Origin of the sequence: Streptomyces sp. Ru72 (assembly GCF_002920635.1) — a bacterium.
Taxonomy (GTDB): Bacteria; Actinomycetota; Actinomycetes; order Streptomycetales; family Streptomycetaceae; genus Streptomyces.
This window is the reverse complement of the sequence record NZ_PQSR01000004.1, coordinates 113,328-138,804: the sequence shown is the minus strand read 5'-3', so window position 1 is coordinate 138,804 and position 25,477 is coordinate 113,328. Positions and strand designations below refer to the sequence as shown.

21 protein-coding genes are annotated in these 25,477 nt (G+C 72.2%); 11 read left to right on the top strand and 10 right to left on the bottom strand.

The window, feature by feature from the left end:
- Positions 1–14: 14 nt before the first annotated feature.
- The 5 genes from C3488_RS03570 to C3488_RS03550 all read left to right on the top strand — a co-directional run bounded on the left by C3488_RS03570 (position 15) and on the right by C3488_RS03550 (position 6,008).
- Positions 15–1,856, top strand: a complete 1,842-nt coding sequence (locus tag C3488_RS03570) for a biotin carboxylase N-terminal domain-containing protein (protein ID WP_103837833.1) — start codon at positions 15–17, stop codon at positions 1,854–1,856.
- A 96-nt stretch (positions 1,857–1,952) separates the two neighbouring features.
- On the top strand, positions 1,953–3,086 hold the full coding sequence (locus tag C3488_RS03565) for an acyl-CoA dehydrogenase family protein (RefSeq protein ID WP_103837803.1): 1,134 nt from the start codon (positions 1,953–1,955) through the stop codon (positions 3,084–3,086).
- Positions 3,087–3,115: 29 nt separating this feature from the next.
- Positions 3,116–4,681, top strand: a complete 1,566-nt coding sequence (locus C3488_RS03560; RefSeq protein WP_103837802.1) for a 4-coumarate--CoA ligase family protein — start codon at positions 3,116–3,118, stop codon at positions 4,679–4,681.
- On the top strand, positions 4,678–5,415 hold the full coding sequence (locus C3488_RS03555; RefSeq protein ID WP_103837801.1) for an enoyl-CoA hydratase family protein: 738 nt from the start codon (positions 4,678–4,680) through the stop codon (positions 5,413–5,415). Before C3488_RS03560 ends, C3488_RS03555 begins: the two co-directional genes overlap by 4 nt.
- Positions 5,403–6,008 carry a TetR/AcrR family transcriptional regulator gene (locus tag C3488_RS03550; RefSeq protein ID WP_103837800.1) on the top strand — a complete coding sequence of 202 codons (606 nt, stop codon included), beginning with the start codon at positions 5,403–5,405 and terminating at the stop codon, positions 6,006–6,008. The genes C3488_RS03555 and C3488_RS03550 overlap by 13 nt, the downstream gene beginning before the upstream one ends.
- 52 nt (positions 6,009–6,060) lie before the next feature.
- Here C3488_RS03550 and C3488_RS03545 read toward each other — a convergent pair whose 3' ends face one another.
- A complete protein-coding gene (locus C3488_RS03545) occupies positions 6,061–7,161 on the bottom strand; it encodes a citrate synthase 2 (protein WP_103837799.1) in 1,101 nt (366 codons plus the stop codon).
- A 428-nt stretch (positions 7,162–7,589) separates the two neighbouring features.
- Here C3488_RS03545 and pdxH point away from each other — a divergent pair, with 428 nt between their 5' ends.
- Positions 7,590–8,228 carry a pyridoxamine 5'-phosphate oxidase gene (pdxH, locus tag C3488_RS03540; RefSeq protein WP_103837832.1) on the top strand — a complete coding sequence of 213 codons (639 nt, stop codon included), beginning with the start codon at positions 7,590–7,592 and terminating at the stop codon, positions 8,226–8,228.
- A 372-nt stretch (positions 8,229–8,600) separates the two neighbouring features.
- Here the strand turns inward: pdxH and C3488_RS03535 are convergent, their stop codons facing one another.
- The 4 genes from C3488_RS03535 to C3488_RS03520 all read right to left on the bottom strand — a co-directional run bounded on the left by C3488_RS03535 (position 8,601) and on the right by C3488_RS03520 (position 13,282).
- Entirely contained in the window at positions 8,601–9,539 is a 939-nt protein-coding gene (locus tag C3488_RS03535; RefSeq protein WP_103837798.1) for a sigma-70 family RNA polymerase sigma factor, read from the bottom strand.
- A 10-nt stretch (positions 9,540–9,549) separates the two neighbouring features.
- Positions 9,550–10,740 (bottom strand): NAD(P)/FAD-dependent oxidoreductase, encoded by a 1,191-nt coding sequence (locus tag C3488_RS03530; protein WP_103837797.1) that lies wholly within the window; start codon positions 10,738–10,740, stop codon positions 9,550–9,552.
- A 270-nt stretch (positions 10,741–11,010) separates the two neighbouring features.
- The gene (locus tag C3488_RS03525) at positions 11,011–11,865 is read right to left on the bottom strand and encodes an alpha/beta fold hydrolase (RefSeq protein WP_103837796.1); all 855 of its coding nucleotides are present in this window, start codon (positions 11,863–11,865) and stop codon (positions 11,011–11,013) included.
- Positions 11,866–12,589: 724 nt separating this feature from the next.
- Positions 12,590–13,282 carry a metal-dependent transcriptional regulator gene (locus tag C3488_RS03520; protein WP_103837795.1) on the bottom strand — a complete coding sequence of 231 codons (693 nt, stop codon included), beginning with the start codon at positions 13,280–13,282 and terminating at the stop codon, positions 12,590–12,592.
- A 276-nt stretch (positions 13,283–13,558) separates the two neighbouring features.
- Between C3488_RS03520 and C3488_RS03515 the strand changes: the two genes are divergently transcribed.
- Positions 13,559–14,347 (top strand): SIS domain-containing protein, encoded by a 789-nt coding sequence (locus C3488_RS03515; protein WP_103837794.1) that lies wholly within the window; start codon positions 13,559–13,561, stop codon positions 14,345–14,347.
- 14 nt (positions 14,348–14,361) lie between these two features.
- On the opposite strand, the gene C3488_RS03510 is transcribed toward C3488_RS03515, so the two are convergent.
- The 4 genes from C3488_RS03510 to C3488_RS03495 all read right to left on the bottom strand — a co-directional run bounded on the left by C3488_RS03510 (position 14,362) and on the right by C3488_RS03495 (position 18,966).
- Positions 14,362–15,753: a PAS domain-containing protein gene (locus C3488_RS03510; RefSeq protein ID WP_258053270.1), complete on the bottom strand. Its 1,392-nt coding sequence runs from the start codon at positions 15,751–15,753 to the stop codon at positions 14,362–14,364.
- 155 nt (positions 15,754–15,908) lie between these two features.
- Positions 15,909–17,495, bottom strand: a complete 1,587-nt coding sequence (locus tag C3488_RS03505) for a transporter (protein WP_103837792.1) — start codon at positions 17,493–17,495, stop codon at positions 15,909–15,911.
- Complete coding sequence (locus C3488_RS03500) at positions 17,492–18,283, bottom strand: ABC transporter ATP-binding protein (RefSeq protein ID WP_103837791.1); 792 nt, start codon at positions 18,281–18,283, stop codon at positions 17,492–17,494. Before C3488_RS03500 ends, C3488_RS03505 begins: the two co-directional genes overlap by 4 nt.
- Positions 18,284–18,312: 29 nt before the next feature.
- The gene (locus tag C3488_RS03495) at positions 18,313–18,966 is read right to left on the bottom strand and encodes a bifunctional DNA primase/polymerase (protein ID WP_103837790.1); all 654 of its coding nucleotides are present in this window, start codon (positions 18,964–18,966) and stop codon (positions 18,313–18,315) included.
- Between the two features lie 341 nt (positions 18,967–19,307).
- Between C3488_RS03495 and C3488_RS03490 the strand changes: the two genes are divergently transcribed.
- Together C3488_RS03490 and C3488_RS03485 are read left to right on the top strand one after the other, a co-directional pair.
- The gene (locus tag C3488_RS03490; protein ID WP_103837789.1) at positions 19,308–20,690 is read left to right on the top strand and encodes a transcriptional regulator; all 1,383 of its coding nucleotides are present in this window, start codon (positions 19,308–19,310) and stop codon (positions 20,688–20,690) included.
- Between the two features lie 262 nt (positions 20,691–20,952).
- Entirely contained in the window at positions 20,953–22,410 is a 1,458-nt protein-coding gene (locus tag C3488_RS03485; RefSeq protein WP_103837788.1) for a hypothetical protein, read from the top strand.
- A 51-nt stretch (positions 22,411–22,461) separates the two neighbouring features.
- On the opposite strand, the gene C3488_RS03480 is transcribed toward C3488_RS03485, so the two are convergent.
- Positions 22,462–23,796, bottom strand: a complete 1,335-nt coding sequence (locus C3488_RS03480; protein WP_103837787.1) for an ABC transporter substrate-binding protein — start codon at positions 23,794–23,796, stop codon at positions 22,462–22,464.
- Positions 23,797–23,913: 117 nt separating this feature from the next.
- Here C3488_RS03480 and C3488_RS03475 point away from each other — a divergent pair, with 117 nt between their 5' ends.
- Both C3488_RS03475 and purU read left to right on the top strand, forming a co-directional pair.
- The gene (locus C3488_RS03475; RefSeq protein WP_103837786.1) at positions 23,914–24,414 is read left to right on the top strand and encodes a hypothetical protein; all 501 of its coding nucleotides are present in this window, start codon (positions 23,914–23,916) and stop codon (positions 24,412–24,414) included.
- Positions 24,415–24,514: 100 nt separating this feature from the next.
- On the top strand, positions 24,515–25,396 hold the full coding sequence (gene purU / locus C3488_RS03470; RefSeq protein ID WP_103837785.1) for a formyltetrahydrofolate deformylase: 882 nt from the start codon (positions 24,515–24,517) through the stop codon (positions 25,394–25,396).
- Positions 25,397–25,477: the final 81 nt, after the last annotated feature.

Below are 25,477 nucleotides of genomic sequence, written 5' to 3'. Positions count from 1 at the left end.
TGTCTTCGATGCCCGTGATCACTTCCGTTCTGGTGGCGAACCGCGGCGAGATCGCCTGCCGCATCGTCCGCACCTGCCGTGACCTGGGCATCCGTACGGTCGCCGTGCACTCGGACGCCGACGAGAACGCCCTCCACGCGCGCGTGGCCGACGCGGCCGTACGCCTCCCGGGCGCGGCACCCGCCGACACCTATCTGCGCGGCGACCTGATCGTCGAGGCCGCCCTCGCGTCCGGCGCCGACGCCGTGCACCCCGGCTACGGCTTCCTCTCCGAGAACGCCGACTTCGCGCGCGCCGTGCGCGCCGCGGGCCTGCTGTGGATCGGGCCGCCGCCGGAGGCGATCGAGGCGATGGCGTCCAAGACACGCGCGAAGAAGCTGATGGGCCTGGAGCCGCTCACCTCCGTGACGGAGGCCGACCTCCCGGTCCTGGTGAAGGCGGCGGCGGGCGGCGGCGGACGCGGCATGCGGATCGTACGGAGCCTCGCCGACCTGGACCCAGAACTGACGGCCGCACGCGCGGAGGCACGTGGCGCCTTCGGTGACGACGAGGTGTTCATCGAGCCGTACGTCGAGGGCGGTCGCCACGTCGAGGTGCAGATCCTCGCCGACACCCACGGCACGGTGTGGGCGCTCGGCACCCGGGACTGCTCCCTCCAGCGCCGCCACCAGAAGGTGGTCGAGGAGGCCCCCGCCCCCGGACTGACCCCCGAACTCGAAGAATCCCTGCGGTCGATGGCCGTACGGGCCGCCCGCGCCGTCGACTACGCGGGCGCGGGCACGGTCGAGTTCCTGGTCGCGGGGGACAGGGCGCACTTCCTGGAGATGAACACCCGCCTCCAGGTGGAACACCCGGTCACCGAGGCGGTGTTCGGGATCGACCTGGTGGCCCTGCAGATCCGGGTGGCGGAGGGCGCGGCACTGGACGACGAGCCGCCACGCGCGCGCGGGCACGCGATCGAGGCCCGCCTCTACGCCGAGGACCCCTCCCGGGACTGGGCCCCGCAGACCGGCACCCTGCACCGACTCGCCGTACCGGGCGTACGCCTCGACACGGGATACACGGACGGCGACACCATCGGCGTCCACTACGACCCCATGCTCGCCAAGGCCGTCGCCCACGCCCCCACACGTGCGGAGGCGATCCGGAAGCTGGCGGGGGCCCTGGAGCGCGCCGAGATCCACGGCCCGGTGACGAACCGCGACCTGCTGGTCCGCTCCCTGCGCCACGAGGAGTTCGCGGCGGCCCGGATGGACACCGGCTTCTACGAGCGCCACCTCGCCGTCCTCACCGAGTCCGCCCCCGACCCGTACGCCCCACTGGCCGCCGCCCTCGCGGACGCCCACGGCCGCTCGCGGTTCGGCGGCTGGCGGAACCTGCCGTCGCAGCCGCAGACCAAGCGGTACGTCATGGCGGGCGAGGAGCACGAGGTCCACTACCGGCACACGCGCGGGGGCCTGGAGGCGGACGGGGCGCGGGTGGTGCACGCGGACGCGCACCTGGTGGTCCTCGAGGTGGACGGCGTACGCCGGAGGTTCCCGGTGGCCCGCCACGGCGACGAGGTGTACGTCGGCTCGACGGCCCTGACGGCCCTGCCCCGCTTCCACGAACCCACGGCGGCCCACGCCCCGGGCTCCCTGCTGGCCCCGATGCCCGGCACGGTCGTACGGATCGCGGAGGGGCTGACGGTCGGCGCGACGGTACAGGCCGGAAAGCCCCTGCTCTGGCTGGAGGCGATGAAGATGGAACACAAGATCACAGCCCCGGCCACAGGGACGGTCACGGCCCTGCACGCCGCCCTGGGCCAGCAGGTCGAGGTAGGAGCCCTCTTGGCAGTGGTGCAAACCGCCGAGTAGGGACGCGCCCCTTCAGGGGCGCGGGGCTGTATCGATATGCGGCTACCGCCGCGTGAGCGCGAGCAACCACGACGGACCGGCACCCGGGAGACGACCATGAGTCCCGTCATCGAATCCGACGAACAAAAGACCCTTCGCTCGGCCGTCGCGGCCTTGGGCACCCGCCACGGCCGCAACCACGACCCCGTCGCACTCTGGTCGGAAGCCGCCAAGCTGGGCTACCTAGGCGTCAACCTGCCGGAGGCATACGGCGGCGGAGGGGGCGGCATGGCCGACCTCTCCATCGTCCTCGAAGAGCTCGGCGCAGCCGGCTGCCCCCTGCTCATGCTCGTCGTCTCACCCGCCATCTGCGGCACGGTCATAGCCCGCTTCGGCACCGGGGAACAGAAACAGACCTGGCTCCCCGCAATCGCCGAAGGCACTCGGATCATGGCCTTCGGCATCACCGAACCCGACGCCGGTTCCAACTCCCACCGCATCACCACCACCGCCCGCCGCGACGGCGACCACTGGGTCCTGAACGGCCGCAAGGTGTTCGTCTCCGGCGCCGACATCGCGGACGCGACCCTCATCGTCGGCCGCACCGAGGACGCTCGCACCGGAAGGCTCAAACCCTGCCTGTTCATCGTCCCCCGCGACGCGCCCGGCTTCGAGCGGCGGCAGATCGACATGGAACTCACCGGCCGGGAGAAGCAGTTCGAGCTGACCCTGGACGACGTACGGCTGCCCGCAGACGCCCTCGTCGGCGACGAGGACGCCGGGCTCCTCCAGCTCTTCGCCGGCCTCAACCCCGAACGCATCATGACGGCCGCCTTCGCGATCGGCCTCGGCCGCTACGCGGTCTCCCGGGCCGTGGAGTACGCGCGCGACCGTACCGTCTGGCAGCAGCCCATCGGCGCCCACCAGGCGATCGCGCACCCCCTGGCGCAGGCGCACATCGACCTGGAACTGGCCCGACTGATGATGCAGAAAGCCGCCTTCCTCTACGACTCCGGGGACGACGCGGCCGCCGGTGAGGCCGCCAACATGGCCAAGTACGCGGCCGGGGAGGCCTGTGTGAAGGCCGTCGACCAGGCCGTGCACACCCTCGGCGGCAACGGCCTCACCCGCGAGTTCGGACTCGCCTCCCTCATCACGGTCGCGCGCGTGTCTCGTATCGCGCCGGTGAGCCGGGAGATGATTCTCAACTACGTCTCCCACCAGAGTCTGGGCCTGCCCAAGTCGTACTGACGACCGGCGCGCCGGCGCGAGGAGGAACAGTGTTCCGCAGCGAGTACGCAGACGTCCCGCCCGTCGAACTCCCCATCCACGACGCCGTGCTGGGCCGGGCCGCCGAGTTCGGCGAGCTGCCCGCCCTGATCGACGGCACGGACGGCACCACCCTCACCTACGAACAACTGGACCGTTTCCACCGGCGGATCGCGGCCGCGCTCGCCGAGGCGGGCGTGCGCAAGGGCGACGTGCTCGCGCTGCACAGCCCGAACACGATCGCCTTCCCCCTCGCCTTCTACGCGGCCACGCGCGCCGGTGCCTCCGTCACGACCGTGCACCCGCAGGCCACGGCCGAGGAGCTCGCCAAGCAGCTGCGGGACTCCGCGGCCCGCTGGATCGTCACCGTCTCACCGCTCCTCCAGACGGCCCGCCGCGCCGCCGAACTCTCGGGCGGCGTCCAGGAGATCTTCGTCTGCGACAGCGCCCCCGGCCACCGGTCGCTGATCGACATGCTGGCCTCCGCCGCGCCGGAGCCCCAGGTCGTCATCGACCCGGTGCAGGACGTCGCCGCGCTCCCGTACTCGTCCGGGACGACCGGCATCCCCAAGGGCGTCATGCTCACCCACCGGCAGATCGCCACCAACCTCGCCCAGATCCGGCCCCTCATAGGCACGGGGCCCGGCGAGCGCATCCTCGCGGTGCTGCCCTTCTTCCACATCTACGGCATGACGGCCCTCCTGAACGCGCCACTGCGGCAGGGCGCCACCGTCGTCGTGCTGCCCCGCTTCGACCTGGACACCTTCCTCGCGGCCATCCAGGAGCACCGCATCACCGGCCTGTACGTGGCCCCGCCGATCGTGCTCGCCCTCGCCAAGCACCCGGTCGTCGCCCAGTACGACCTGTCGTCCCTGAAGTACATCATCAGCGCCGCGGCACCCCTGGACGCCAAGCTCGCCGTGGCCTGCGCCCAGCGCCTCGGCCTGCCCCCCGTCGGCCAGGGTTACGGCATGACGGAACTGTCCCCGTGCACCCACGTCGTCCCCCTCGACGCCCACGAAGCGCCCCCCGGCACCGTCGGCAAACTGGTCCCCGGCACCGAGATGCGCATCCTGTCCCTCGACGACCCCGACAAGGACCTCGGCGTCGGCGAGGCCGGCGAGATCGCCTTCCGCGGCCCCCAGGTGATGAAGGGCTACCTGGGACGGCCCGAGGCCACCGACGCGATGATCGACCGGGACGGCTGGCTGCACACCGGGGACGTCGGGTACGTCGACGCGGACGGCTGGCTGTTCGTCGTCGACCGCGTCAAGGAACTCATCAAGTACAAGGGCTTCCAGGTGGCCCCGGCCGAACTCGAGGCCCTCCTCCTCACCCACCCGCGGATCGCCGACGCCGCCGTCATCGGCGTCTACAACGACGACCACAACGAGGTCCCCCACGCCTTCGTCGTCCGCAGGCCGGGCGCCGACGACCTCTCCGAGGGCGAGGTCATGATGTACGTCGCCGAACGCGTCGCCCCCTACAAACGCGTCCGCAACGTCACCTTCATCGACGGCGTGCCCCGCGCCGCCTCCGGGAAGATCCTCCGCCGGCAGCTCAGGGAGCGGATATGACCGACCTCGTCCGCACCGCCCACGACCGCGGCATCACCACCCTGACCCTCGACTCGCCCGCCAACCGCAACGCCCTGTCGGCCGCACTCGTCGGCGGCCTGGCCGACGCGCTCACCGCCTGCGGCAAGGACCACGACGTCCGCGCCGTCGTCCTCGCCCACACCGGCACCACCTTCTGCGCGGGCGCCGATCTGCGCGACCCCTCGCCCCCGGACGCCTTCGCCGGGCTGCTGCGGCAGATCGTCGAACTACCCAAACCCGTCGTCGCCCGGGTGACCGGACACGTACGGGCGGGCGGCCTCGGCCTGCTCGGCGCCTGCGACATCGCCGCCGCGTCACCCGCGGCGACCTTCGCCTTCACCGAGGTGCGCATCGGGGTCGCCCCCGCTGTGATCTCCCTTCCGCTGCTGCCCCGCACCGACCCCCGCGCCCTCGCGCGTCACTACCTCACCGGCGAACGCTTCGACGCCCCCGAAGCCGTACGCACCGGCCTGCTCACCGCCACCGGCGACGACGTCGACCAAGTGCTCGAACCCATGCTCGACGGACTGCGGCGAGCCGCACCCCAGGCCCTGGCGGAGACCAAACGAATCCTCACCGCTACTGTTCTGCAGACCTTCGACCGGGACGCGGCCGAGCTGACCGCGCTCTCGGCCCGGCTGTTCTCCTCCCCGCAGGCCCGCGAGGGAATGACGGCCTTCCTGGAACGACGGGACCCCTCATGGGTGGTGTGAACACAGTCGAACGCGAGCGCGTCCCCAAGCAGGACCGCAGCCGGGCCACCCGGCAACGGCTCCTCCAGGCCGCCGTGGCCTGCCTCGCCGACCACGGCTGGGCCGGCTCCACCGTCCTGGTCGTCGCCGAACGCGCCGGCGTCTCCCGGGGCGCCGCCCAGCACCACTTCCCGACCCGGGAGGACCTGTTCACGGCGGCCGTCGAGTACGTCGCCGAGGAGCGCTCCACCGCGCTGAGGGCCCTGTTCCCGCACGGGGCCGCCGACCGGCGGGCGGTGGTCGCGGCCCTCGTCGACCTCTACACGGGGCCGTTGTTCCGGGCGGCCCTGCACCTGTGGGTAGCCGCCTCCAACGAGGAGCAGCTGCGCCCCCGTGTGACCGAGCTGGAGGCCCGCGTCGGTCGCGAGACCCACCGCATCGCCGTCGACCTGCTCCGCGCGGACGAGCGGAGGCCGGGCGTCCGTGAAACGGTCCAGGGCCTGCTGGACATGGCCCGCGGCCTGGGCCTCGCGAACCTCCTCACCGACGACGCCGCCCGCCGCGAACGCGTGGTGACGCAGTGGGCGGCGCTGCTGGAGGAGGCACTGGGCTGAGGGCGGCCCGGTGCCGCCCCGTCGCCGGTGGAGGGCCCTGGGCCGTCCGTCGTCAGTGCGCGATGTCCGCGTACCCCTCGATCTCCTGCGGGCTGCGCGGCCCGGGACCCACATAGCGGGCCGACGGACGCACAAGGCGGCCCGTGCGCTTCTGCTCCAGGATGTGCGCCGACCAGCCGGCCGTACGGGCACACGTGAACATCGACGTGAACATGTGCGCCGGGACCTCGGCGAAGTCCAGCACGATCGCCGCCCAGAACTCCACGTTCGTGGCGAGCACACGGTCGGGACGGCGGTTGTGCAGCTCCTCCAGAGCCGCCTTCTCCAACGCCTCCGCGATCTCGAAACGCGGCGCACCCAGCTCACGAGCGGTACGGCGCAGCACGCGCGCCCGCGGGTCCTCGGCCCGGTACACCCGGTGGCCGAAGCCCATCAGCCGCTCGCCCCGGTCCAGCGCCCCCTTCACATACGCCTCCGCGTCACCGGTGCGCTCGATCTCCTCGATCATGCCGAGCACACGGGAGGGCGCTCCGCCGTGCAGCGGCCCCGACATGGCACCCACGGCACCCGACAGCGCCGCTGCGACGTCCGCGCCCGTGGAGGCGATCACCCGCGCGGTGAAGGTGGAGGCGTTCATGCCGTGCTCGGCCGCCGAGGTCCAGTAGGCGTCGACGGCCGCGACGTGCTTGGGGTCCGGCTCGCCCCGCCAGCGGATCATGAACCGCTCCACGACGGACCGCGCCTTGTCGATCTCCCGCTGCGGCACCATCGGCAGCCCCTGGCCGCGCGCCGACTGGGCGACGTACGACAGCGCCATGACCGCGGCCCGGGCCAGGTCCTCACGGGCCTGCTCCACGTCGATGTCCAGCAGCGGTTTCAGGCCCCACACCGGGGCGAGCATGGCCAGCGCGGACTGTACGTCCACACGGATGTCGCCGGAGTGCACCGGGATCGGGAACGGCTCGGCGGGCGGCAGTCCGGGGTTGAAGGCGCCGTCCACGAGCAGCCCCCACACGTTCCCGAACGAGACATGGCCGACCAGGTCCTCGATGTCGACGCCCCGGTACCGCAGGGCACCGCCCTCCTTGTCCGGCTCGGCGATCTCCGTCTCGAACGCGACGACTCCCTCGAGCCCGGGTACGAAATCGGACATCAGGCGGCTCCTCGTGATGTGTACGGCGGAAAGGGTCGCGCCGCCCCGGCTCCACGGTCTGTAGCGGTCGTTCTCGAAAACTCGCGGTCCGAAACGGTCACCCCGGTTGATGCCCCGATCGGTCGGCGGTCACCCAACCGAACGGCATCTGCACGATATCCCTGAGTGCCACCTTTGGGGAGACCAAGCGGCACTCAGTGCCACACAGTGATGAACCGCACTCCCGCCGTGCCCACTGTCCCCAAGCCGTCGAGGGCCTGTGGCCCGTACGGCAAGATGACGACGTGACCGACCGCTACCCGGACGAACCCGCAGCCCAGCACCCCGTTCACCCTGCCGCCAAATCCACGACGGACCCGGTTATCGAACCCATCGTCGAACACGCGGCCGAAGGTCCCGCCGAGGACCTGTCCGCCAACCCCGCGGAAATGCGAGCCCACTACCGCGCCGAAGGCCTCGACGAGTCCACGCTCGCACCGCACCCCATGGAGCAGTTCGCCCGCTGGTTCAAACAGGCGGCCCAAGCCGCCATCGCCGGAATGATCTACGAACCGAACGCGATGGTCGTCTCCACCGCCGACGCCGCAGGACGCCCCAGCTCCCGCACCGTCCTGATGAAGCAGTACGACGAACAGGGCTTCGTCTTCTACACCAACTACGACTCCCGCAAGGCCCAGGACCTCGCCGCGAACCCCTACGTCTCGCTGCTCTTCCCCTGGCACCCCATGGCCCGCCAGGTGATCGTCACCGGCACCGCCCGCCGCACCGGCCGCGACGAGACCGCCGCCTACTTCCGCACCCGCCCCCACGGCTCCCAGCTCGGCGCCTGGGCCAGCACCCAGTCCTCGATCATCTGCTCCCGCGCCGAACTCGACGCCACCTACGAGGAACTCACCACCCGCTACCCCGAGGGCACCCAGGTCCCGGTCCCCCCGCACTGGGGCGGCTTCCGCATCGCACCCTCGGCGGTCGAGTTCTGGCAGGGCCGGGAGAACCGCCTGCACGACCGCCTCCGCTACGTCGCGGAACCGGACGGCACCTGGCGGGTGGAGCGCCTCAGCCCCTGACCCCCGGTGCCCGAAAACGCAGACGGCCCGCGAGCTCAGGTCCTCCGTCAGTGGACGAAGGAGCCGGCCGGACGTACCGGCGAGCCCGCGGGCCGGGTGACTGCGTTGGATTGGCCGGCTGCGCGCATCTCGCACGCGCTGGTCCGGCGCCGAACTGAGTACGACGGCGGGCCGCTAGCCCGCAGCCACCTCACGCGTCCGGATGTCATACATCTGCCGAACCACCTCCCTTCCGTGTGCTTCACACCCTAAGAAGCGGTTGGCACGCAATCAACAGGTTTTTTTCGAGACGTTGCGGCGCGGGTTCCGGACGGGTGCCGTAGCCGTACCCGTCGCCGCGCCGCAGAGCCCCGGGTTCCTGCGGGAGGCGTCTCACCAAGCGCTGATGACGGGTGCCTCGGGTTCGTGCTGCCGCCAGGCCTCATCGAGGCGCGCGAGCCGGTTCGCGGCGGCGATGCCGCGCAGGGAGGCGATCTTGCCGTCGCCGACTTCGAACACCACGGCACCCACGACCCGGCCGTCGACCACGCCGATGACGGCCGGGGAGCCGTTGACCGGCGCGATGTACAGCGCGACGGAGCCGCCCGCCAGCCGCCGCTTCGCCGGCGTGGGCTTGAAGCCGGCCCGCACGTAGGAGGCGATGCGCTCGCGCGTGTCGTACTGCAGCAGCCGCCTGGCCAGTCCGGCGCCGTCCGAGACCGCCGTCGCGTCGGCGGTGAGCATCGCCACCAGCCGTTCGGTGCGCCCCGACGTGGCGGCGACGAGGAACTCCTCGACGATCCGGCGCGCGGACGCGGGGTCCACCTCGCCTCCGCCGCGGCGCTCGGCGGCGACCCGGCGCCGGGCCCGGTGGACATGCTGCTGGCTCGCGGACTCGGTGATGTCGAGGATGCCCGCGATCTCGGCGTGGGTGTAGGAGAAGGCCTCGCGCAGGACGTAAGCGGCCCGCTCGACCGGCGAGAGGCGCTCCATGAGGGTCAGTACGGCCAAGGTGACCGATTCGCGCTGCTCGAAGGTCTCGGCAGGGCCGAGCATCGGGTCGCCCTCGAGGAGTGGCTCGGGCAGCCAGGCACCGGCCGCTCGCTCGTGGCGCGCCTGCGCCGAGCGGAGCCGGTCGAGGCAGAGATGGGTGGCGACCTTGGTCAGCCACGCTTCCGGCACCTCGATGTGTTCCCGGTCCGCGGCCTGCCAGCGCAGGAAGGTGTCCTGCACGGCGTCCTCGGCGTCGGCGGCCGAGCCGAGCAGACGGTACGCGAGCGAGGCCAGCCGGCCCCGACTGGCCTCGAATTCATCGATGGCTGCGCTGTCCATGCGGAGGAGCCTATGCGGCGACCCGCACACCGGCCCGGTCGGGCGCGGTGGCCAGGCGACGCCGGCGCGTCGGCATGCCGTAGGTCGGGTGGCCGATGCTCCACCCGGCCCCCCGGAGCACACCCGCCTTGAGCCGCGCGGCGGTCCGGCCGCCCAGGTACCAGGACTTCGCCCGGGCCTCCCCGTCGACCATCTGGAAGATCGCGTCCCGCCGCCCGAGGCTGATGTGGTTGCCGTAGTACTTCAGCCCGACCGTCGGGACCGCACCGCCCGTCAGGCGCGCGATGATCGCGGCCGTCGCCTGCATGGTGGTGAAGCCTGCGGAGGCGCAGGACATCGGCAGCGGCCGGCCGTTGTCGCCGATCGCGTAGACGCAGTCACCGGCCGCGTAGACGTCCGGGTGCGAGACCGAGCGCATGGTGCGGTCGACGACGATCTGGCCGGTCCCGGCGACCTCGAGGCCGCTGGCGGCCGCGATGGGGTGCACGGCGAACCCGGCCGACCAGACGGTCACGTCGGCCGGGATGGACCTGCCGTCGGCGGCGATCGCCCGTGTCGGCTCGACGGCTTCGATGCCGGTGTGCTCGTGGACGGTGATGCCGAGCCGGTCGAAGGCCCGGCGCAGGTGACGACGGGCCTTCGGGGAGAGCCAGGCGCCCAGCTCGCCGCGGGCGGCGAGCGCGACCGACAGGTCGGGCCGGGACTCGGCGAACTCGGTGGCGGTCTCGATGCCGGTCAGCCCCTCACCGACGACCAGCACGGTGCCGCCCTCGCCCAGATCGGCCAGGCGCTCGCGCAGCCGCAGCGCCGAGGACCGGCCTGCCACATCGAAGGCGTACTCGGCCACGCCGGGCACGCCGTGGTGGGCCACGGAGCTGCCGAGCGCATGGAGAAGCGTGTCGTACGGGAGCTCGCCGTCGCCGTCCTCGCCGGTCAGGGCGACGGTCCTGCGCTCGGGGTCGACGCCGGTGACGCGCGCCAGGCGCAGCCGCACCCCGGTGCCCGCGAACACGTCGGCGAGCCCCCGGAACGTGAGGTCCTGGCCGACCGCGAGCTGGTGGAGCCGCATCCGCTCGACGAAGTCGGGGGCGGCGTTGACGACGGTGATCTCGGTGTCGGCGGGAGAGAGCCGGCGGCCCAGGTTTCCGGCGGCGAAGGCCCCGGCGTATCCGGCGCCGAGTACGACGATGCGGTGCTTCATGGCGATGCTCCTGTCTCGTTCGCGTGCCCCTTGAACGAGACGGCGCCCCGATTGCTGACAGGAGTCGGGTGTGATGCGGGTCACCTGACGCAGAACGAACGGCTGGGCCTCCGACAGCTGCTCGGTGACGGCGGGCAGTGTGCCGTCGTCACGCACTCCGGTCCCGCCAGGAACGGGAGGTGCCTGTGCTCGGCCGGCCGCCTGAATGGCTCGGCGAGGACAGTCGGTGATCGTCATGCCGGCCAGGCGGCCGGAGAGGGCCCGCGGCGCTCAGGGAGACAGCACGGCGGTCAGGAACGGCTCGATCGCGGCTCGCCATGCCTCCGGCCGGGCGTGGTGGAGGAAGTGGTCGGCGTCGGGGACCTCCGCGTACTGGCCGTGGGGCAGGACGCGGACCATCTCCTGGGCCTCCGCGCGGCCCAGTTCGCCGTCCAGGCCGCGCACGACCAGGGTGGGGCAGCGCACCTGGGCCAGTTCCTCCCAGTGCGCGTCGTACACCCAGGTCTCGCGGGACCTGAGCATGTGCTCGGGTTCGAAGACGGGGCGCCAGCCGTTCGGGGACTCGGTCATCACCTCGACGTAGAACTCGCCGCGGGCAGGGTTCGGGCGCTCGACCCAGGGGTCGTCCTCGCCGAACCACTTGCGTACGTCGGCGAGTGTGGCGAAGGGGAGGGGCCAGGACTTGAACCAGTTCTCCCATTCGCGCTGAGAGGCGGCGCCGAGTGCGGAGGCCCGCATGTCGCAGATGATCACGGCGCGGACCAGGTCGGGCCGTTTGGCGGCGAGCTGCCAGGCGGTCAGGGCGCCCATGGCGTGGCCGATGAGGACGGCCGGGGCGAGGCCGAGTTGTTCGAGGGCGGCTTCGGCGTCGTCGATGTAGGCCTCACGGGTGTAGCCGTCGGCCGGCTTGTCGCTCTGGCCGTGGCCGCGCTGGTCGAGGGCGACGGCGCGGTGGCGTTCGGCGAGCAGGCGGGCGGTGGGCGCCCAGTGCGAGGCGCGGCCCATGAGCCCGTGCAGTAACAGCAGGCCCGGCGTCTGCTCGCCGTCGCCGGTCTTGGGCGGGTCGGCGAACTCCCATGCCGCGAGGCGTACGCCGCCCGCTCCGGTCACGTCGATGCGACGCATCGTCCTGGCACCCCCCTGCTCGGCCGGGACCGCTCGCTTCCGCGTCGGGCGGTCGGTCCGCGCGCTTGTCGTACTGGTCGTACTTCCGCTGTCGTGCTGCTTCTGCCGGTGTCGGCGCTCACCGCCGGCGCGGGTGTCGCCGGGCGGTGGTGCCTGTGCTCGTGGTGTGGCGGACGCGTCACTGGTGCAGCGCCCGGCCCGACGAGATCGTCACCGCCCACGCTATCGAATGGCTATTCGAAAGCGCCGTTTTCGGCGGCAACACCCCACCTTCGAGTGACCTCCCTCGAGGGTTGGCCGCCGCCTGCGCGGGGAGATCTTCTGCGGGAGGCGGACCGCTCGGGGAAAACCGGTCCGAGGGGGCGACCCTGAGAGCTCGGGGCTCCGGGTCGAAACAGGGGAGGACAGGCCCCGGCGCCGATGGGTGCCGGGGCCCTCCCCGTGTCCGGGGTCGCGTTCGGGGCACATCCTCCCTCCCCTTCCCGGCCGTGACATCGCTGTCATCTCCGGCCAAGAGCCGTCAGGTCATATGCCTCATGCGACAGCCTCGCATGCGAACGGTCGGAGCGCTGCGATTCCGCTCACTGAATCTTGATTTCAGTACGATCGCGGAATCATCACAACAGACCCAGGAATCCCATGAGTTGTGAGGGACCGGCGGAGTGAGGAGCGGCGTAGCGGGACGGAGAGGGGCCAAGAGGTCATTCGGGCCTCGGTGCCTGTGTCAGGGCTTGGCCACGAACACGTGGGACGCGATGTCCGCCTGCAGCTCCGCCGCCTCGCCGCCGCTGCCGACCAGGACACCGCCCGCCGACTCCGTCACGCTGACCACCGAGCCGGGCTGCACGCCCGCCCGCCGCAGCGTGTACATCAGCTGCGCGTCCGTCTGGATGGGCTCGCCGATACGGCGTACGACGACCGTCTTGCCGTCCGTGCCCGGATCCAGGTCGGCCAGCGAGACCATGCCCTCGTCCAGGAACGGGTCCGCCATCTCCTTCTCGCCGAGTTCCTCCAGACCCGGGATCGGGTTTCCGTACGGCGACTCGGTGGGGTGGCGCAGCAGCTCCAGGACGCGGCGCTCGACCGCCTCGCTCATCACGTGCTCCCAGCGACACGCCTCGGCGTGCACCTGCTCCCACTCCAGCCCGATCACGTCGACCAGGAGGCACTCGGCGAGCCGGTGCTTGCGCATGACGCGGGTGGCCAGGCGGCGGCCCTCGTCCGTGAGTTCCAGGTGTCGGTCGGCGGCGACCGACACCAGGCCGTCGCGCTCCATTCGCGCCACCGTCTGGCTGACGGTCGGGCCGCTCTGGTCGAGCCGCTCGGCGATACGGGCGCGCATGGGGACCACGCCTTCCTCCTCGAGCTCGAGGATGGTGCGGAGATACATCTCCGTGGTGTCGATCAGTCCGGACATACGTGCCCCTCGAAGAGATCTGCCGGAGGCTCGACTGCTCACCGGCGTGTGCGCTGGCCCTGGGTTCAATTCTGACTCATCCCACTGACAACCGGGGCGCGGCGAGTGGACCACGGGTCATGGGGCGCGTCGGTACGGGACCCGGCGCGCTTCCAGGACGCCGGTCTCCGAGGCCGCCGGCCGTACCCCCGGCGCCGGGCGGGCCGTATTGACATCCCACTGGTCCAGACCGCAACGTGATCCGCGACACGGGCCGACTTCGAAGGGGCGTCACCGATGAGCGCAGGGCCGAGCGGTGGGGAGCCGCAGGGCGGGAGCACGCCGGCGGAGCGGTTCCTCGACGCGGCGATCGGGCTGCTGCGGCGCGTGCGGGACGAGGACGCGGAGGACATCGCGGCGGCCGGCACGCTGATCGCGGACACCGTGGCCGCGGGCGGCCGGCTGTTCGCCTTCGGTGCCGGGCACTCCTCGCTGGCCGCGCAGGACCTGGTCTACCGCGCGGGCGGTCTGGCCCTGATGAACCTGCTCGCGGTGCCGGGAGTCGTCGGCGTGGACGTCATGCCGACGACGCTGGGCTCCGCGCTGGAGCGGGTGGGCGGCCTGGCGAGCGCGGTCCTCGAGACCAGCCCCCTGCGCTCCGGCGACCTCCTGGTGATCATCTCCCTGTCCGGCCGCAACGAACTGCCCGTGGAGATGGCGATGACCGCCCGCGCGCGCGGCATCAAGGTCATCGGTGTGACCTCGGTGGGGTATGCGGGGGAGACGAAGTCCCGGCACGCCTCGGGCACGTACCTGAAGGACCACTGCGACCTCGTTCTGGACTCGAAGATCGCGGTGGGAGACGCGGAGCTCACCCTGGACACCATCCCGGCGCCCTTCGCACCCGCCTCCACCGTCGTCACCACGGCCCTGCTGCAGGCGGTCATGGCGGCGGCGGCCGGGGTCCTCGCGGAGCGCGGCATCGAACCGCCCCTGCTGCGGTCGGGGAACGTCGACGGCGGCCATGAGTGGAACGCCCGGGTACTGGCGGAGTACGCCGACCGGATCTTCTACCGCCAGGCGTAGCCGCGCCCCAGGGCCTACTTCGCGGCCCGCCCCTTCACCACGTCGGACAGGTCCAGCGCCGCGGCGATCCGTACCGCCACGTCCTCCGCGTACACCGCGTCCGCCCGCTCGAACCGGCTGCGCCCGGCTCCCCGCAGAAACGTCACCACTCCCAGCGTCCGCCCCCGGCTGCGCAGCACCGCGCACAGGGCGTGCACCGCGTCCGCGGGCCACTGCCGGGCCAGCGCCCACGCGCGTGCCTGCGCCGGGTCCGCGGCGCCCGCGTCGGCCCGTACGCTCCCAGAGCGCTCCACGCACTGCAGGGCGGGATGGCCGTCGTCGTACCGCACCGGCAGTCCCGCCTTCCCGGTGAGCACGCTCGGGCCGGGCGCACCGGACGGCGTCTCGACGGCCCGCACCAGCCGTACCCGCCCCGCCCCGTCCGCCACCCAGCCGCCCGCCACCCGGTCGATCAGGGCGTGGTCGGCGAATCCGGCGAGGGAGAAGTCCAGATGGATCGTGGCCGCCTCGCCGGGGTCCTCGCACTCGGCGGCCGCCCGCGCGGCTCGGTGCAGCTGGTTGGAGCGGAAGCGCAGCAGGGACGCCTCCTGCTCGCTCTGCTTGGTCTCGGTGACGTCCTGGAACAGCCATCCGACCCCGAGCGGGACCGGCTCCTCCGCCAGCGGCGAGGCCAGCCGCAGGAACCCGCTCCGCCAGCAACGCCGCTTCTCGCCGTCCGCGGTCCGCACGCTCACCCAGATCTCGGCGGGCGCCGGCGGCGCCCCCTCGGCGAGCACATGGGTCAGCGCGCTCTCCAGCTCCTCGACGCCCTGGGCGAGCAGGTCCCCGAGGGGCCGTCCCAGCACGGCCGTGCGCCCGATGCCGAGCGCCCGGGCCGCGTGGGCGTTGACGACGGCGGGCCGCAGGTCCGCGTCGACCAGCACGACACCCCAGCTCGCGTCCTCGAACAGGGCCTCGCTGAGCGCGATCGACCGCTCCAGATCGATCTGGGTGTGCACCTCGCTGAACGCGCAGTACACCCCGGCGGGTTTCCCGTCGGGGCCCCGCACGGCCGCGGACTGGGTCCGTACGAGCACCCGCCCGCCGTCCTTGGTCAGCAGCGCGAACTCGTGCACCTGGCGCCCGGGAGCCTGCATCGCGGACATCAGCCACGCCTCGACCTCGGCCGCGTCGGCGCTGCGCACGGCCCACCCGGCGAAGCCGCGCCGCCCCACCGCCTCGCCCGCCGACCAGCCGAGAATCCGCTCGGCCTCCCGGTTCCAGTGGGTCACGACCCCGTCCGCGTCGAAGGCGCACAAGGCCGCGTCCATTCCGTCGAGGAGCGCGGCGAGAAGATCCGAACCGTCCCGCTCCGGCTCGTCCGGCACCGGCTCGTCCGTGGTCCCCCTCCGCCGGGAAGCACTCACCCGAACCCCCCTGCAGCCTGCGCGTCCGCCCATACGGCACGCTCGTCCGCTCTCTCGCCCACATTCAACTCGACGGTGACCCAGCCCACATCTCCTTCACAGAAGATTGGGGGAATTCCTTGCGTCGCGGGTTCCTGTGCCCTCGGCCCCGGGAGCTAACCCTTGCTGACCGCCGCCAGGATCTCCGGCAGCCGGCGGGCCGTGCGGGGGGCCGCGAGGCGGAGGCCGAGGAGGGTGATCAGGGCGCCGTAGGCGGCGCCCGCGGGCAGCAGCAGCCAGGCCCAGTCGTCGCCGTTCGCGCTGACGTTGAGCCAGATCGTCGCCGCGATCACCGGCGCGGAGAGCAGAGCGGCGGAGACCATGCCGCCGAGGATGGAGATCCAGGCGAGCCCCGCCTGCCCGGGAACCACGTTCTTGTAGCCCTCCTGCGGTATCGAGTACGGGAAGCGGGCCGAGGACCAGGCGCCGGTGGCCAGCATCGCGCCGAGCAGTGCGAGGGACAGTCCGAGCACCTCCGGCAGCCTGTCCCAGGTGCCGAGCAGGGCGGTGGTGGCGACGGTGACGAGGGCGGTGTACGGCAGGGTGATCAGCAGCAGGGCAAGCGCCCGGCCGCGCAGTTCGGCGTGGGCGTCACGGGTGGAGGAGATCGTCATGGCGACCATCCAGAACGCCGAGGTGTCCTGCCCGAACTGGTTGTACATCTGGATGCCGAGCATGCCTGCCGCGAAGCAGGCGAAGTAGACGGAGCCGGTGCCCTGGAGGGCGTTGAAGACGGGCACGATCAGCCCGATGGCCAGCGACGTCACCCACGCCGCCTTCGTCTTGGGGTCGCGCCACACATAGCGCAGACTGCGCTCGGCCACCGTGCCGGTGCGGCCCGCGGGCAGCAGCCGGGACAGGCCCCCGGCGGCCCGCTCCCGGGGCCCCGGTTCGGCGGCCTGGAGCGTGGAGGAGTCCGGTGCGGTCATCAGCCTGGTGAGGTTGCGCGACCACACGGCCAGCAGGCCCGCCGAAGCGGCCGCGCTCAGCGCGAGTTGGGCGGCCCCGACGCCGTACGAGCCCTTGCTCACGGAGTCCACCGCGCCGATCGCGGAGGCGGGCGGGACCCAGCGCACGACGTCTCCCACCGGCCCCAGCCGCGACAGCCCGGCCGAACCCAGCTCGCGGGCGCCGAAGTTGACGAGCTGCGCGCCGACGGCGACGACCAGCCCGCTCAGTACGGCGAGGTCGCGTCCCTTGCGGCTGGTCAGCAGGCGGATGTTGGCGGCGGCGACGGCCCGCGCGAGGGTGACGCAGACCAGCAGCGTGAGCACGACGGCGACGACCGCGGTGCTGTACGCCGCCGCCCCGTGCGCCACGGAGATCACCGAGCCGACGGCCATGCAGAACGTGAACAGCGGCCCGATGCCGACCAGGGACGCCACCAGCAGCGCCCGGACGAGGGGCCCCGGGCGCAGCGGCAGCATCACCAGGCGGGTGGGGTCGAGCGTCTCGTCGCCGCTGGGGAAGAACAGCGGCATCACCGCCCAGCCGAGCGCGACGACCTCGATGCCGAGCACGGCGACGGAGGCGGCGTGCGCGTTGCCACGCAGCAGGACCAGGCCGAGCAACTGGGTGGCCGCGAACAACAGGACCAGGACGAGGGAGGTGATGTAAGCGGCGCGCCGACCGGCCGAGCGCCGCAGCCCGTTCCGCAGCAGGGACAGCTTCAGCCGTACGACGACGGTCGTCAGGCCGGTCATCGGGCGCCGCCGCCGAGCCAGTCGAGGTCGGCGCCGGCGGTGCGGCCGTGCGCGCCGACCAGTTCCAAGAACGCCTGCTGCAAAGTGGGCGCGTCGCCGCGCACGTCGGCCAGCGGGCCGTGCGCGCGGATGCGGCCCGCGGCCATGACGGCCACCCAGTCGCACAGCGACTCGACCAGCTCCATGACGTGGGAGGAGAACACGACGGTGGCGCCGGAGGCGGTGTACCGCTCGAGGACGCCGCGGATGGTCTGCGCGGAGATCGGGTCGACGCCCTCGAACGGCTCGTCGAGGAAGAGGACTTCGGGGTTGTGCAGCAGCGCGGCGGCGAGGCCGATCTTCTTGCGCATCCCGGTGGAGTAGTCGACGACGAGCTTGTGCTGGGCCCCGGCCAGATCGAGGACGTCGAGGAGCTGGGTGGCCCGCTTGTCGACCTCGTCGCCGGGCAGTCCGCGCAAGCGGCCGGTGTAGGCGAGGAGTTCGCGCCCGGACAGCCGCTCGAAGAGCCGCAGCCCCTCGGGCAGCACCCCGATACGGGCCTTCACCTGGGCGGGGTCGCGCCACACGTCGTGTCCGACGACCTCGACGGTGCCGCGGTCGGGCCGCAGCAGCCCGGTGACCATGGACAGCGTGGTGGTCTTCCCGGCCCCGTTGGGCCCGACCAGCCCGATGAACCGCCCGGCGGGCAACTCGAGATCGACCCCGGCGACGGCGACGTGTTCCCCGAACCGCTTCCAGAGATCGTGTACGCGTACGGCGGCGGCACCCGCCCCTGCACCTTCGGTCATGCCAGCACCCTACGGGGGAGGGCACCCGGCTACCGATCCCTGCCGCACGCGTACGCCAACGGCGACAACAGCTCCTCGGCGTCCGGCAGCCACCGGTTCGCCGACGTGGGCCGCCGCGCCCACTGCACGGCCCCCCGCGATCCGAACCGGGTGGGCGGCGCGGCCACATAGGAGCCCTCGCCGAGCGTGACCAGGTCGAGCGAGGCGGACTGCCAGCCCAGTTTGCGCAGCAGGTCCGGCACCTTCGCGGACGCGCCCGGCAGCACGAAGAACTGCATGCGCCGCGCCGGCGTCAGCGTCACCGGACCGAGCGTCAGCTCCATGCGCTCCATGCGCGCGAGCGCGAGGAAGCCGGCGGTCTCCGGGACGTCGATCGCGTCGAAGGTGCGCCCGGTGGGCAGCAGGATCGATGCGGTCGGCCGCTCGGACCACAGACCGCGCGCGACGGTGGCACTGCCGGTCGCCTGCGTCGCCCAGTCGTCGCGTGCCGGGTGCGCTCCGGGCGCGGGACACGCGGACTGACCGCAGGAGCAGCGGTGCATCCCGTCGACGGCATCCAGCCAGGTGCCGGGGAACACGTCCCAGTGACGCTCCTCGACGTAACGGACGGCGGCGTCCAGGAGCGATTCGCCGCGCTGCTTCGGGATGTGGGCAGCTTCAGGGCCCGCGATGGTCTCTTCCACGATGAACTCAACTCTAGCGATCACCGGGGGTTACGCCTCGCCCGCCCGGGGCCGTCCCGATGGGGACCGATGCTTTTTGAGCACGTCCTTTTCATCCCACATGCGCCGGGGAGGAGCACCGTCTCGGCGGGTGGGGCGCATGGATGCACGGGTGGGGGCGCGCACGGGGAACCGCAGCGGGGGTGGGGTAACCAGGTGGGGGGTGCGGGACCAGCCTTTACCCCGGCAATCTTCGCATGTCTCGCATCAGAGGAATGTCCGCTGGGCATCGATCTTCAAGGCCGGATCTTTTCGGTGCACCGGCCACTCGGCGAACCGAGCCAGGAAGTAGGGGGTACGCCATGGCCGCCAGGCCTCTTGTCGCGCGGCAGCCGAACGAACGACTGCAGGCGCTCATTCAGGAAGCGGGCTGCTCGAACGCGGGGCTCGCCCGCCGGGTCAACATGTGCGGCGCGGAGCACGGCCTCGACCTGCGCTACGACAAGACGTCCGTGGCCCGTTGGCTGCGCGGACAGCAGCCGCGGGGCCGGGCACCGGCGATCATCGCGGAGGCGCTCGGCCGCAAACTGGGGCGCACGGTCACGATCGACGAGATCGGCATGGCCAACGGCAAGAACCTCGCGTCGGGCGTGGGTCTGCAGTTCTCGCCCACGGTGCTCGGCGCGATCGAGCAGGTCTGCGAGCTGTGGCGCAGCGACGTCGGGCGCCGGGACTTCCTGTCCGGGTCCTCCGTCGCGGCCTCCGCGCTCGTCGAGCCGAGCCGTGACTGGCTGATCTCCGGTCCGGACCCGCAGGTCGCGCGGTCGGCCGGGCCACGGGTGGGACAGTCGGACGTGGACGCGGTGCGGGCCATGACGCAGGCCCTGGTCGAACTGGACCACCAGTACGGCAGCGGGCATGTGCGGCCGGTCGTCGTGCACTACCTCAACAGCGTCGTCTCCGGGCTGCTGGCGGGGTCGTACCGGGACGCGGTGGGACGCGAACTGTTCGGTGCGGTCGCGCGGTTGACCGAGCTCGCGGGGTACATGGCCGTCGACACCGGACAGCCGGGGCTCGCGCAGCGGTACTACATCCAGGCGTTGCGGCTCGCGCAGGCGGCCGGTGACCGGGGGTACGGCGGCTATGTGCTGGCCGCGTCGATGAGCCACCTCGCGGCGCAGCTCGGAAACCCGCGCGAGATCGCGCAGTTGGCGCGGGCGGCGCAGGAGGGGGCGCGGGGGCGCGTGACCCCGCGCGCGGAGGCGATGTTCTACGCGGCTGAGGCGCGCGGGCATGCGCTGATGGGCGATGTGCGCGCCGCGCAGATCGCGTCCGGGCGTGCGGTGACGGCGCTGGAGTCGGCCGACGCGGCGTCCGGGGACGATCCGGCGTGGATCGCGCACTTCGACGAGGCGTACCTGGCGGACGAGCTGGCGCACTGTCACCGGGACCTGGGCCAGGCGGAGGCGGCGGCCCGGCGGGCGGAGGAGTCGCTCGCCGGGCATCCCGAGTCCCGGGCCCGGCGGCGGGCGATCGGGCTGGTGCTCCTCGCCACCGCACAGGTGCAGCAGCGGGAGGTGGAGCAGGCGTGCCACACCGGACTGAAGGCCGTGGAGCTGCTCGGCACGCTGCGGTCCAGTCGGGGGGCGGAGTATCTCGAGGACCTGCAGCAGCGGTTGGAGCCGTACCGGGAGGAGGCCGTGGTGCGGGAGTTCGGGGCGCGGTTGGATCTGGCAGCCGCGTGACGCCTCCGGCGGTTGCGTGACGTCACCGGTGGTTGTGTGACGTGCCCGGGGCCGGGGGTGCAGTCGCGGGGCTCCGCCCCGGGCCCCGGGGGTATCGCCGTAAAGGGTGACGGATGTCTCGTTGGTGCGGATCGTTCGTGGCTGGGCGCGCAGTTCCCCGCGCCCCTATGGGGGCGCTCCCCATGACCGGCGTAGCACCGGTCATGGGGACCCGGTAGCGTGAGCCGACGATTCCGAAGGTCCCCCATTCGTAGGAGTCCCGGTGACGCAGAGTGGACAGGGCGAGGAGCCCTCGGCGCGGCCCGCGCGCGAAGGCATCGTGCTGCCCTCCGACGGCGGCGCGCCCCTGCTGCCGGGCCAGACGGGTGGAGCGGACGGTTCCATACCCCCGGCGCCCGCATCCGCATCCGGCCCGGCCGGCGGTCAGGCATGGGGACAGCCCTGGGGCCCGGAGCAGGCCGCCCAGCAGCAACAGCAGCTGCACCAGAACCAGCAGTGGGGCGCGCAGCCGTCCTGGGAGGGTTCGGACCCGCGCTCGGCCTGGGGTCAGCAGCCGCACGCCGGCTCGGGACAGCCGCTGCCCCCGCAGCAGAGCGCCGGTGCCGGCCCCCTGCCCCCGGCGGCCGGCTCCGCCGACGAGGGCGCCACGCAGTTCCTGCCGCCCGTCGCCGCTTCCCCGAACGAGGGCGCGACGCAGTACATACCCCCGGTGGCCGCCTCCCCCGACGAGGGGGCCACCCAGTACATCCCGCCGGTGGGCCCGGGCGCACTGCCTCCGGAGATGCCCGCTGACCATGCGACCCAGTTCCTCGGACGCGCCACCGGTCCGCTGCCGCCCGCCGCCGGCCCCGACGCGCAGGCCACGCAGTACCTTCCGCCCGTGCCCGGGCAGCCGCACGGCCCCGTGCCCGGCCAGTCGTACGCCGTGCGGCCCGGGGCGCCGGGGCAGGCGCCGCCGGCCGAGTTCGACAACCTCTTCCGCGGCGGCGCGGGCGGTTTCGCCGAACCCACCCAGCACCTGCCGCGGTTCGACGGCGCGGACGCCCCCGGCGCCCCCGCGGGCCGGGCCGTCGACGAGCGCGGTGGCCGTACCCGCTCGCGTATCCCCCTCATAGCGGCCGTCGGCGTCGGCATAGTCGTCCTCGGGATCGGGGCCGGCGCCCTGCTCAGCGGTGGTGGCGGCAGCGACGGCAAGAGCCACGACAGCAAGTCGGTCGCCGCGACCGGGCCCGCCCCGGACGCCTCGGGGTCGGGCGCCGCCGACCCGGCCCGGGCGCAGGCCGTCGCCCTGGACAAGCTTCTCGCCGACAGCGGCAACAGCCGCGACGCGGTGATCAGGGCGGTCGCCAACGTCAAGGCGTGCCAGAACCTCGACCAGTCGGCCGCCGACCTGCGGGACGCGGCCAAGCAGCGCAACGACCTGGTGAGCCGGCTGTCCGGGCTCCAGGTCGACAAGCTCGCTGACCACGCCGCGCTGACCGCCGCGCTCACCAGCGCCTGGAAGGCGTCCGCGTCCGCCGACACCCACTACGCGGCCTGGGCCGACCAGGTCTCGGACAACAAGGGCTGCAAGAAGGGCCAGGCGCGCGTCACCGGTCAGGCCGCGGCGGGCAACCGGGACAGCGGCACGGCCAGCGCCCAGAAGGCGAAGGCGGCCAGGCTGTGGAACGTCATCGCGCAGAAGTACGGCCTGACCGAGCGCCAGCCGACCCAGCTGTGAGCACGGCGGTGCGCGCAGACCGCTTCAGCGGGCGGCGCGCACCGGCACGCCTCACTCGCTGTCCGTGCTCTCCAGCGTCTTCGACACGTTCACGAAGCCCTTGCGTGCCGCCACCAGCCGTCCGCCGCGCACGACCTGGAAGGTCACGTCGGAGTTGATCAGGCGGGGGAAGTCGACGACGGCGGTCAGGTCCTGGAAGCGCCAGCGCAGGGTCGGGGTGAGGCCGCCGGTGTCGACCTTCAGGCCGTTGTCGAGGGCCATGCGGATCGTGCGGGCCGACACCTCGCGGTTGCCGAGCGACTCGACGACCTTCTTCAGGACCTGGTACGCGATCCACGTCGTCTGCACGCCCGCGTCCGCCGGATCGATCCGGTCGTCGTCGAAGGCCTGCTCCTTGATCACCTCCTTCATCTCGTTCCAGCGCGGGTCCGACGCCTCCGGATACCAGCCGGTGACGTAGGCGTCCTCGTAGGGGCCGGAGCCGCCGCCGGAGGAGTCGATCACCGACTGGTCGACGCTGCCGAGCACGGACGCGGTGCGCACCGGCGTGTAGTCGGTGCTCAGACGGCGGAAGGAGTCCATGAAGGTCCCGGTGCGTTCGTCGAGCGCCGGGACCACGCACCCCTTCTTCCGGGGGTTCGCGGTCGCCTCCCCGAGCGCCTGCCGTGCCTGGTCGTCGAGGGCGGTGGCGTCCTCGGCGGCGCGCACGTCTGCCACGGGGGCGTGGTGCGCCGCCTTCAGTCCGGCGTCGAGCAGCAGGGGGAGCTCGTCGCCGGCGACCGTGTCGGGGCGGACCAGGGCGACGCGGCCGCAGGTCCGGCCCAGCTCCTCGCCGAGACCGGCCAGCAGCGCGGGCTGGCCGCCGTTGACGGGGTAGGACAGCACGCTCTTGAACTCGTCGTCGGTCAGGCCGTAGCCCCCGATGTAGGGGATGCCCGCCGACTCCAGCGGGGAGAGGAAGGAGCTGGCGTACTGGCTGTAGGAACCGACGACGGCGACGGCGTTCTCCTTCACGGCGAGCCGGGCGCATTTCGCGGCGTCCACGTAGTCGTTGTGGTCGTTGCAGGTCAGGACCTCGAGCTTGCGGCCTTTCAGGCCGCCGTGGGCGTTGACCCAGCGCGCGTAGGCCTGCGCCATCGCCGGCATGCCCGGTTTGTTGGTCGCCGAGGTCTTGTCGGGTGCCCAGGTCATGACGGTCACGGGGGCGTCCCCGGAACCCCCCGTGGTACCGGGGACGACCCCGCAGGCGACCGCGATCGACGCACAGGCCGCCAACGCGCCCGCGGACAGCAGGACGGTCCTGACGCGGGGAGTCGCTTTTTCAGGGACGGAACCCGGAACACGGGGGCGGTCGGGGGAGGAGCTGGTGCGTCGCCTGCCGGTCATGGACACGCACGATTCCCTCACACCACTAACCCTCGTGTCATCCGGGGGCAACGGAAGGTGACATGAAGGTGAATTGCAGGGGCCGATGATCCGCATTTCACAGGGAACGTACGATCGATGACCGTGCAAGCTCCGGAGAACTCTTCCCGTCGCGGTCGTCGCTCATCCACCATGGGCGGCATGCCACTCAACGACATGCCGTGGTGGCGCTGGCGCAGCAATGTGCGCTCCGCGCTGCACATGCTCTCCGATCCCGTCTTCCAGCGGGACGTCTGGCTGGCCGGTGTCGAGGGGTACGGCGACGTCACCGACGCCGTGTACCGCCTGGTCGAGGACACCTGGCTGGACAACTGGTCGGCCGAGAAGTACGTCGGCACGATCTTCCGGGACTCGCAGGAGGCGGCCCTCGTCGACACCGCCGTCCTGCGAGTGCTGCGGATCATGCACCAGGTCGGGCCGGACGCGCCGGTGGACGCCTACCTCAACCACCAGGCGTGGCCGGAGGCGGTGCGGGCGGCACGCGACGCCCACGTGCGGCTCTCGGTGGCCGACGGGGAGGACCCGGACGCGCCGCCGCGCACGCTCGAGGTGCTGCGGATCCTGACGAGGAGCGCGTAGGCCCCGTGGTTCTGCGCGCGCGGGCCCTGGCGTCCGCCGGACCGTCCGGGTGGCGGGACGGCGGTCCGCACGGGGCCGCGGACATGAGACCCTGGCGTGCATGAACGAGCAGTCCACCCGAGCCTCGGTCCCGGCCGACCAGTACGTCCTCACCCTCTCCTGCCCGGACAAGCAGGGCATCGTGCACGCCGTGTCGAGCTACCTGTTCATGACCGGATGCAACATCGTCGACAGCCAGCAGTTCGGCGACCAGGACACGGGACTGTTCTTCATGCGGGTCCACTTCTCCGCCGAGGCCCCGGTGACCGTGGACAAGCTGCGCGCGAGTTTCGCGGCCATCGGTGACTCCTTCCAGATGGAGTGGCAGATCCACCGGGCCGACGACAAGATGCGCGTCATCCTCATGGTCAGCAAGTTCGGCCACTGCCTGAACGACCTGCTCTTCCGCGCCCGGATCGGCGCGCTGCCCGTCGAGATCGCGGCCGTAGTCTCCAACCACACCGACTTCGCCGAGCTGGTGGGCTCGTACGGCATTCCCTTCCACCACATCCCGGTGACGAAGGACACCAAGTCGGAGTCCGAGGCGCGGCTGCTGGAGCTGGTGCGCGAGCTGGACGTCGAGCTGGTGGTCCTGGCCCGCTATATGCAGGTGCTCTCGGACGACCTGTGCAAGCAGCTCAGCGGCAGGATCATCAACATCCACCACTCCTTCCTGCCGAGCTTCAAGGGTGCCAAGCCCTACCACCAGGCCCACGCGCGCGGTGTGAAGCTGATCGGCGCGACCGCGCACTACGTGACGGCCGACCTCGACGAGGGCCCGATCATCGAGCAGGAGGTCGAGCGGGTCGGCCACGACGTCACCCCGGACCAGCTGGTGGCGACGGGCCGGGATGTGGAGTGCCAGGCGCTGGCACGCGCGGTGAAGTGGCACGCGGAGCGCCGCATCCTGCTGAACGGCCGCCGGACGGTGGTCTTCGCCTAGGGCCCGTCTGACGATTCCCGCCCTGCGGGCGGACGACAGGCATTGCCGGACAAGCCCTGGGGCTCTGAGGCTCCCCGAGGC

What these genes read in the sequence shown, in the direction of transcription:
- C3488_RS03480 (WP_103837787.1), bottom strand. Translation starts at nt 23,796, where the DNA reads ATGACCGGCAGGCGACGCACCAGCTCCTCCCCCGACCGCCCCCGTGTT.
- C3488_RS03515 (WP_103837794.1), top strand. Translation starts at nt 13,559, where the DNA reads ATGAGCGCAGGGCCGAGCGGTGGGGAGCCGCAGGGCGGGAGCACGCCG.
- C3488_RS03535 (WP_103837798.1), bottom strand. Translation starts at nt 9,539, where the DNA reads ATGGACAGCGCAGCCATCGATGAATTCGAGGCCAGTCGGGGCCGGCTG.
- C3488_RS03550 (WP_103837800.1), top strand. Translation starts at nt 5,403, where the DNA reads ATGGGTGGTGTGAACACAGTCGAACGCGAGCGCGTCCCCAAGCAGGAC.
- C3488_RS03475 (WP_103837786.1), top strand. Translation starts at nt 23,914, where the DNA reads ATGACCGTGCAAGCTCCGGAGAACTCTTCCCGTCGCGGTCGTCGCTCA.
- pdxH (WP_103837832.1), top strand. Translation starts at nt 7,590, where the DNA reads ATGCGAGCCCACTACCGCGCCGAAGGCCTCGACGAGTCCACGCTCGCA.
- C3488_RS03565 (WP_103837803.1), top strand. Translation starts at nt 1,953, where the DNA reads ATGAGTCCCGTCATCGAATCCGACGAACAAAAGACCCTTCGCTCGGCC.
- C3488_RS03490 (WP_103837789.1), top strand. Translation starts at nt 19,308, where the DNA reads ATGGCCGCCAGGCCTCTTGTCGCGCGGCAGCCGAACGAACGACTGCAG.
- purU (WP_103837785.1), top strand. Translation starts at nt 24,515, where the DNA reads ATGAACGAGCAGTCCACCCGAGCCTCGGTCCCGGCCGACCAGTACGTC.
- C3488_RS03555 (WP_103837801.1), top strand. Translation starts at nt 4,678, where the DNA reads ATGACCGACCTCGTCCGCACCGCCCACGACCGCGGCATCACCACCCTG.
- C3488_RS03500 (WP_103837791.1), bottom strand. Translation starts at nt 18,283, where the DNA reads ATGACCGAAGGTGCAGGGGCGGGTGCCGCCGCCGTACGCGTACACGAT.
- C3488_RS03525 (WP_103837796.1), bottom strand. Translation starts at nt 11,865, where the DNA reads ATGCGTCGCATCGACGTGACCGGAGCGGGCGGCGTACGCCTCGCGGCA.
- C3488_RS03505 (WP_103837792.1), bottom strand. Translation starts at nt 17,495, where the DNA reads ATGACCGGCCTGACGACCGTCGTCGTACGGCTGAAGCTGTCCCTGCTG.
- C3488_RS03530 (WP_103837797.1), bottom strand. Translation starts at nt 10,740, where the DNA reads ATGAAGCACCGCATCGTCGTACTCGGCGCCGGATACGCCGGGGCCTTC.
- C3488_RS03520 (WP_103837795.1), bottom strand. Translation starts at nt 13,282, where the DNA reads ATGTCCGGACTGATCGACACCACGGAGATGTATCTCCGCACCATCCTC.
- C3488_RS03545 (WP_103837799.1), bottom strand. Translation starts at nt 7,161, where the DNA reads ATGTCCGATTTCGTACCCGGGCTCGAGGGAGTCGTCGCGTTCGAGACG.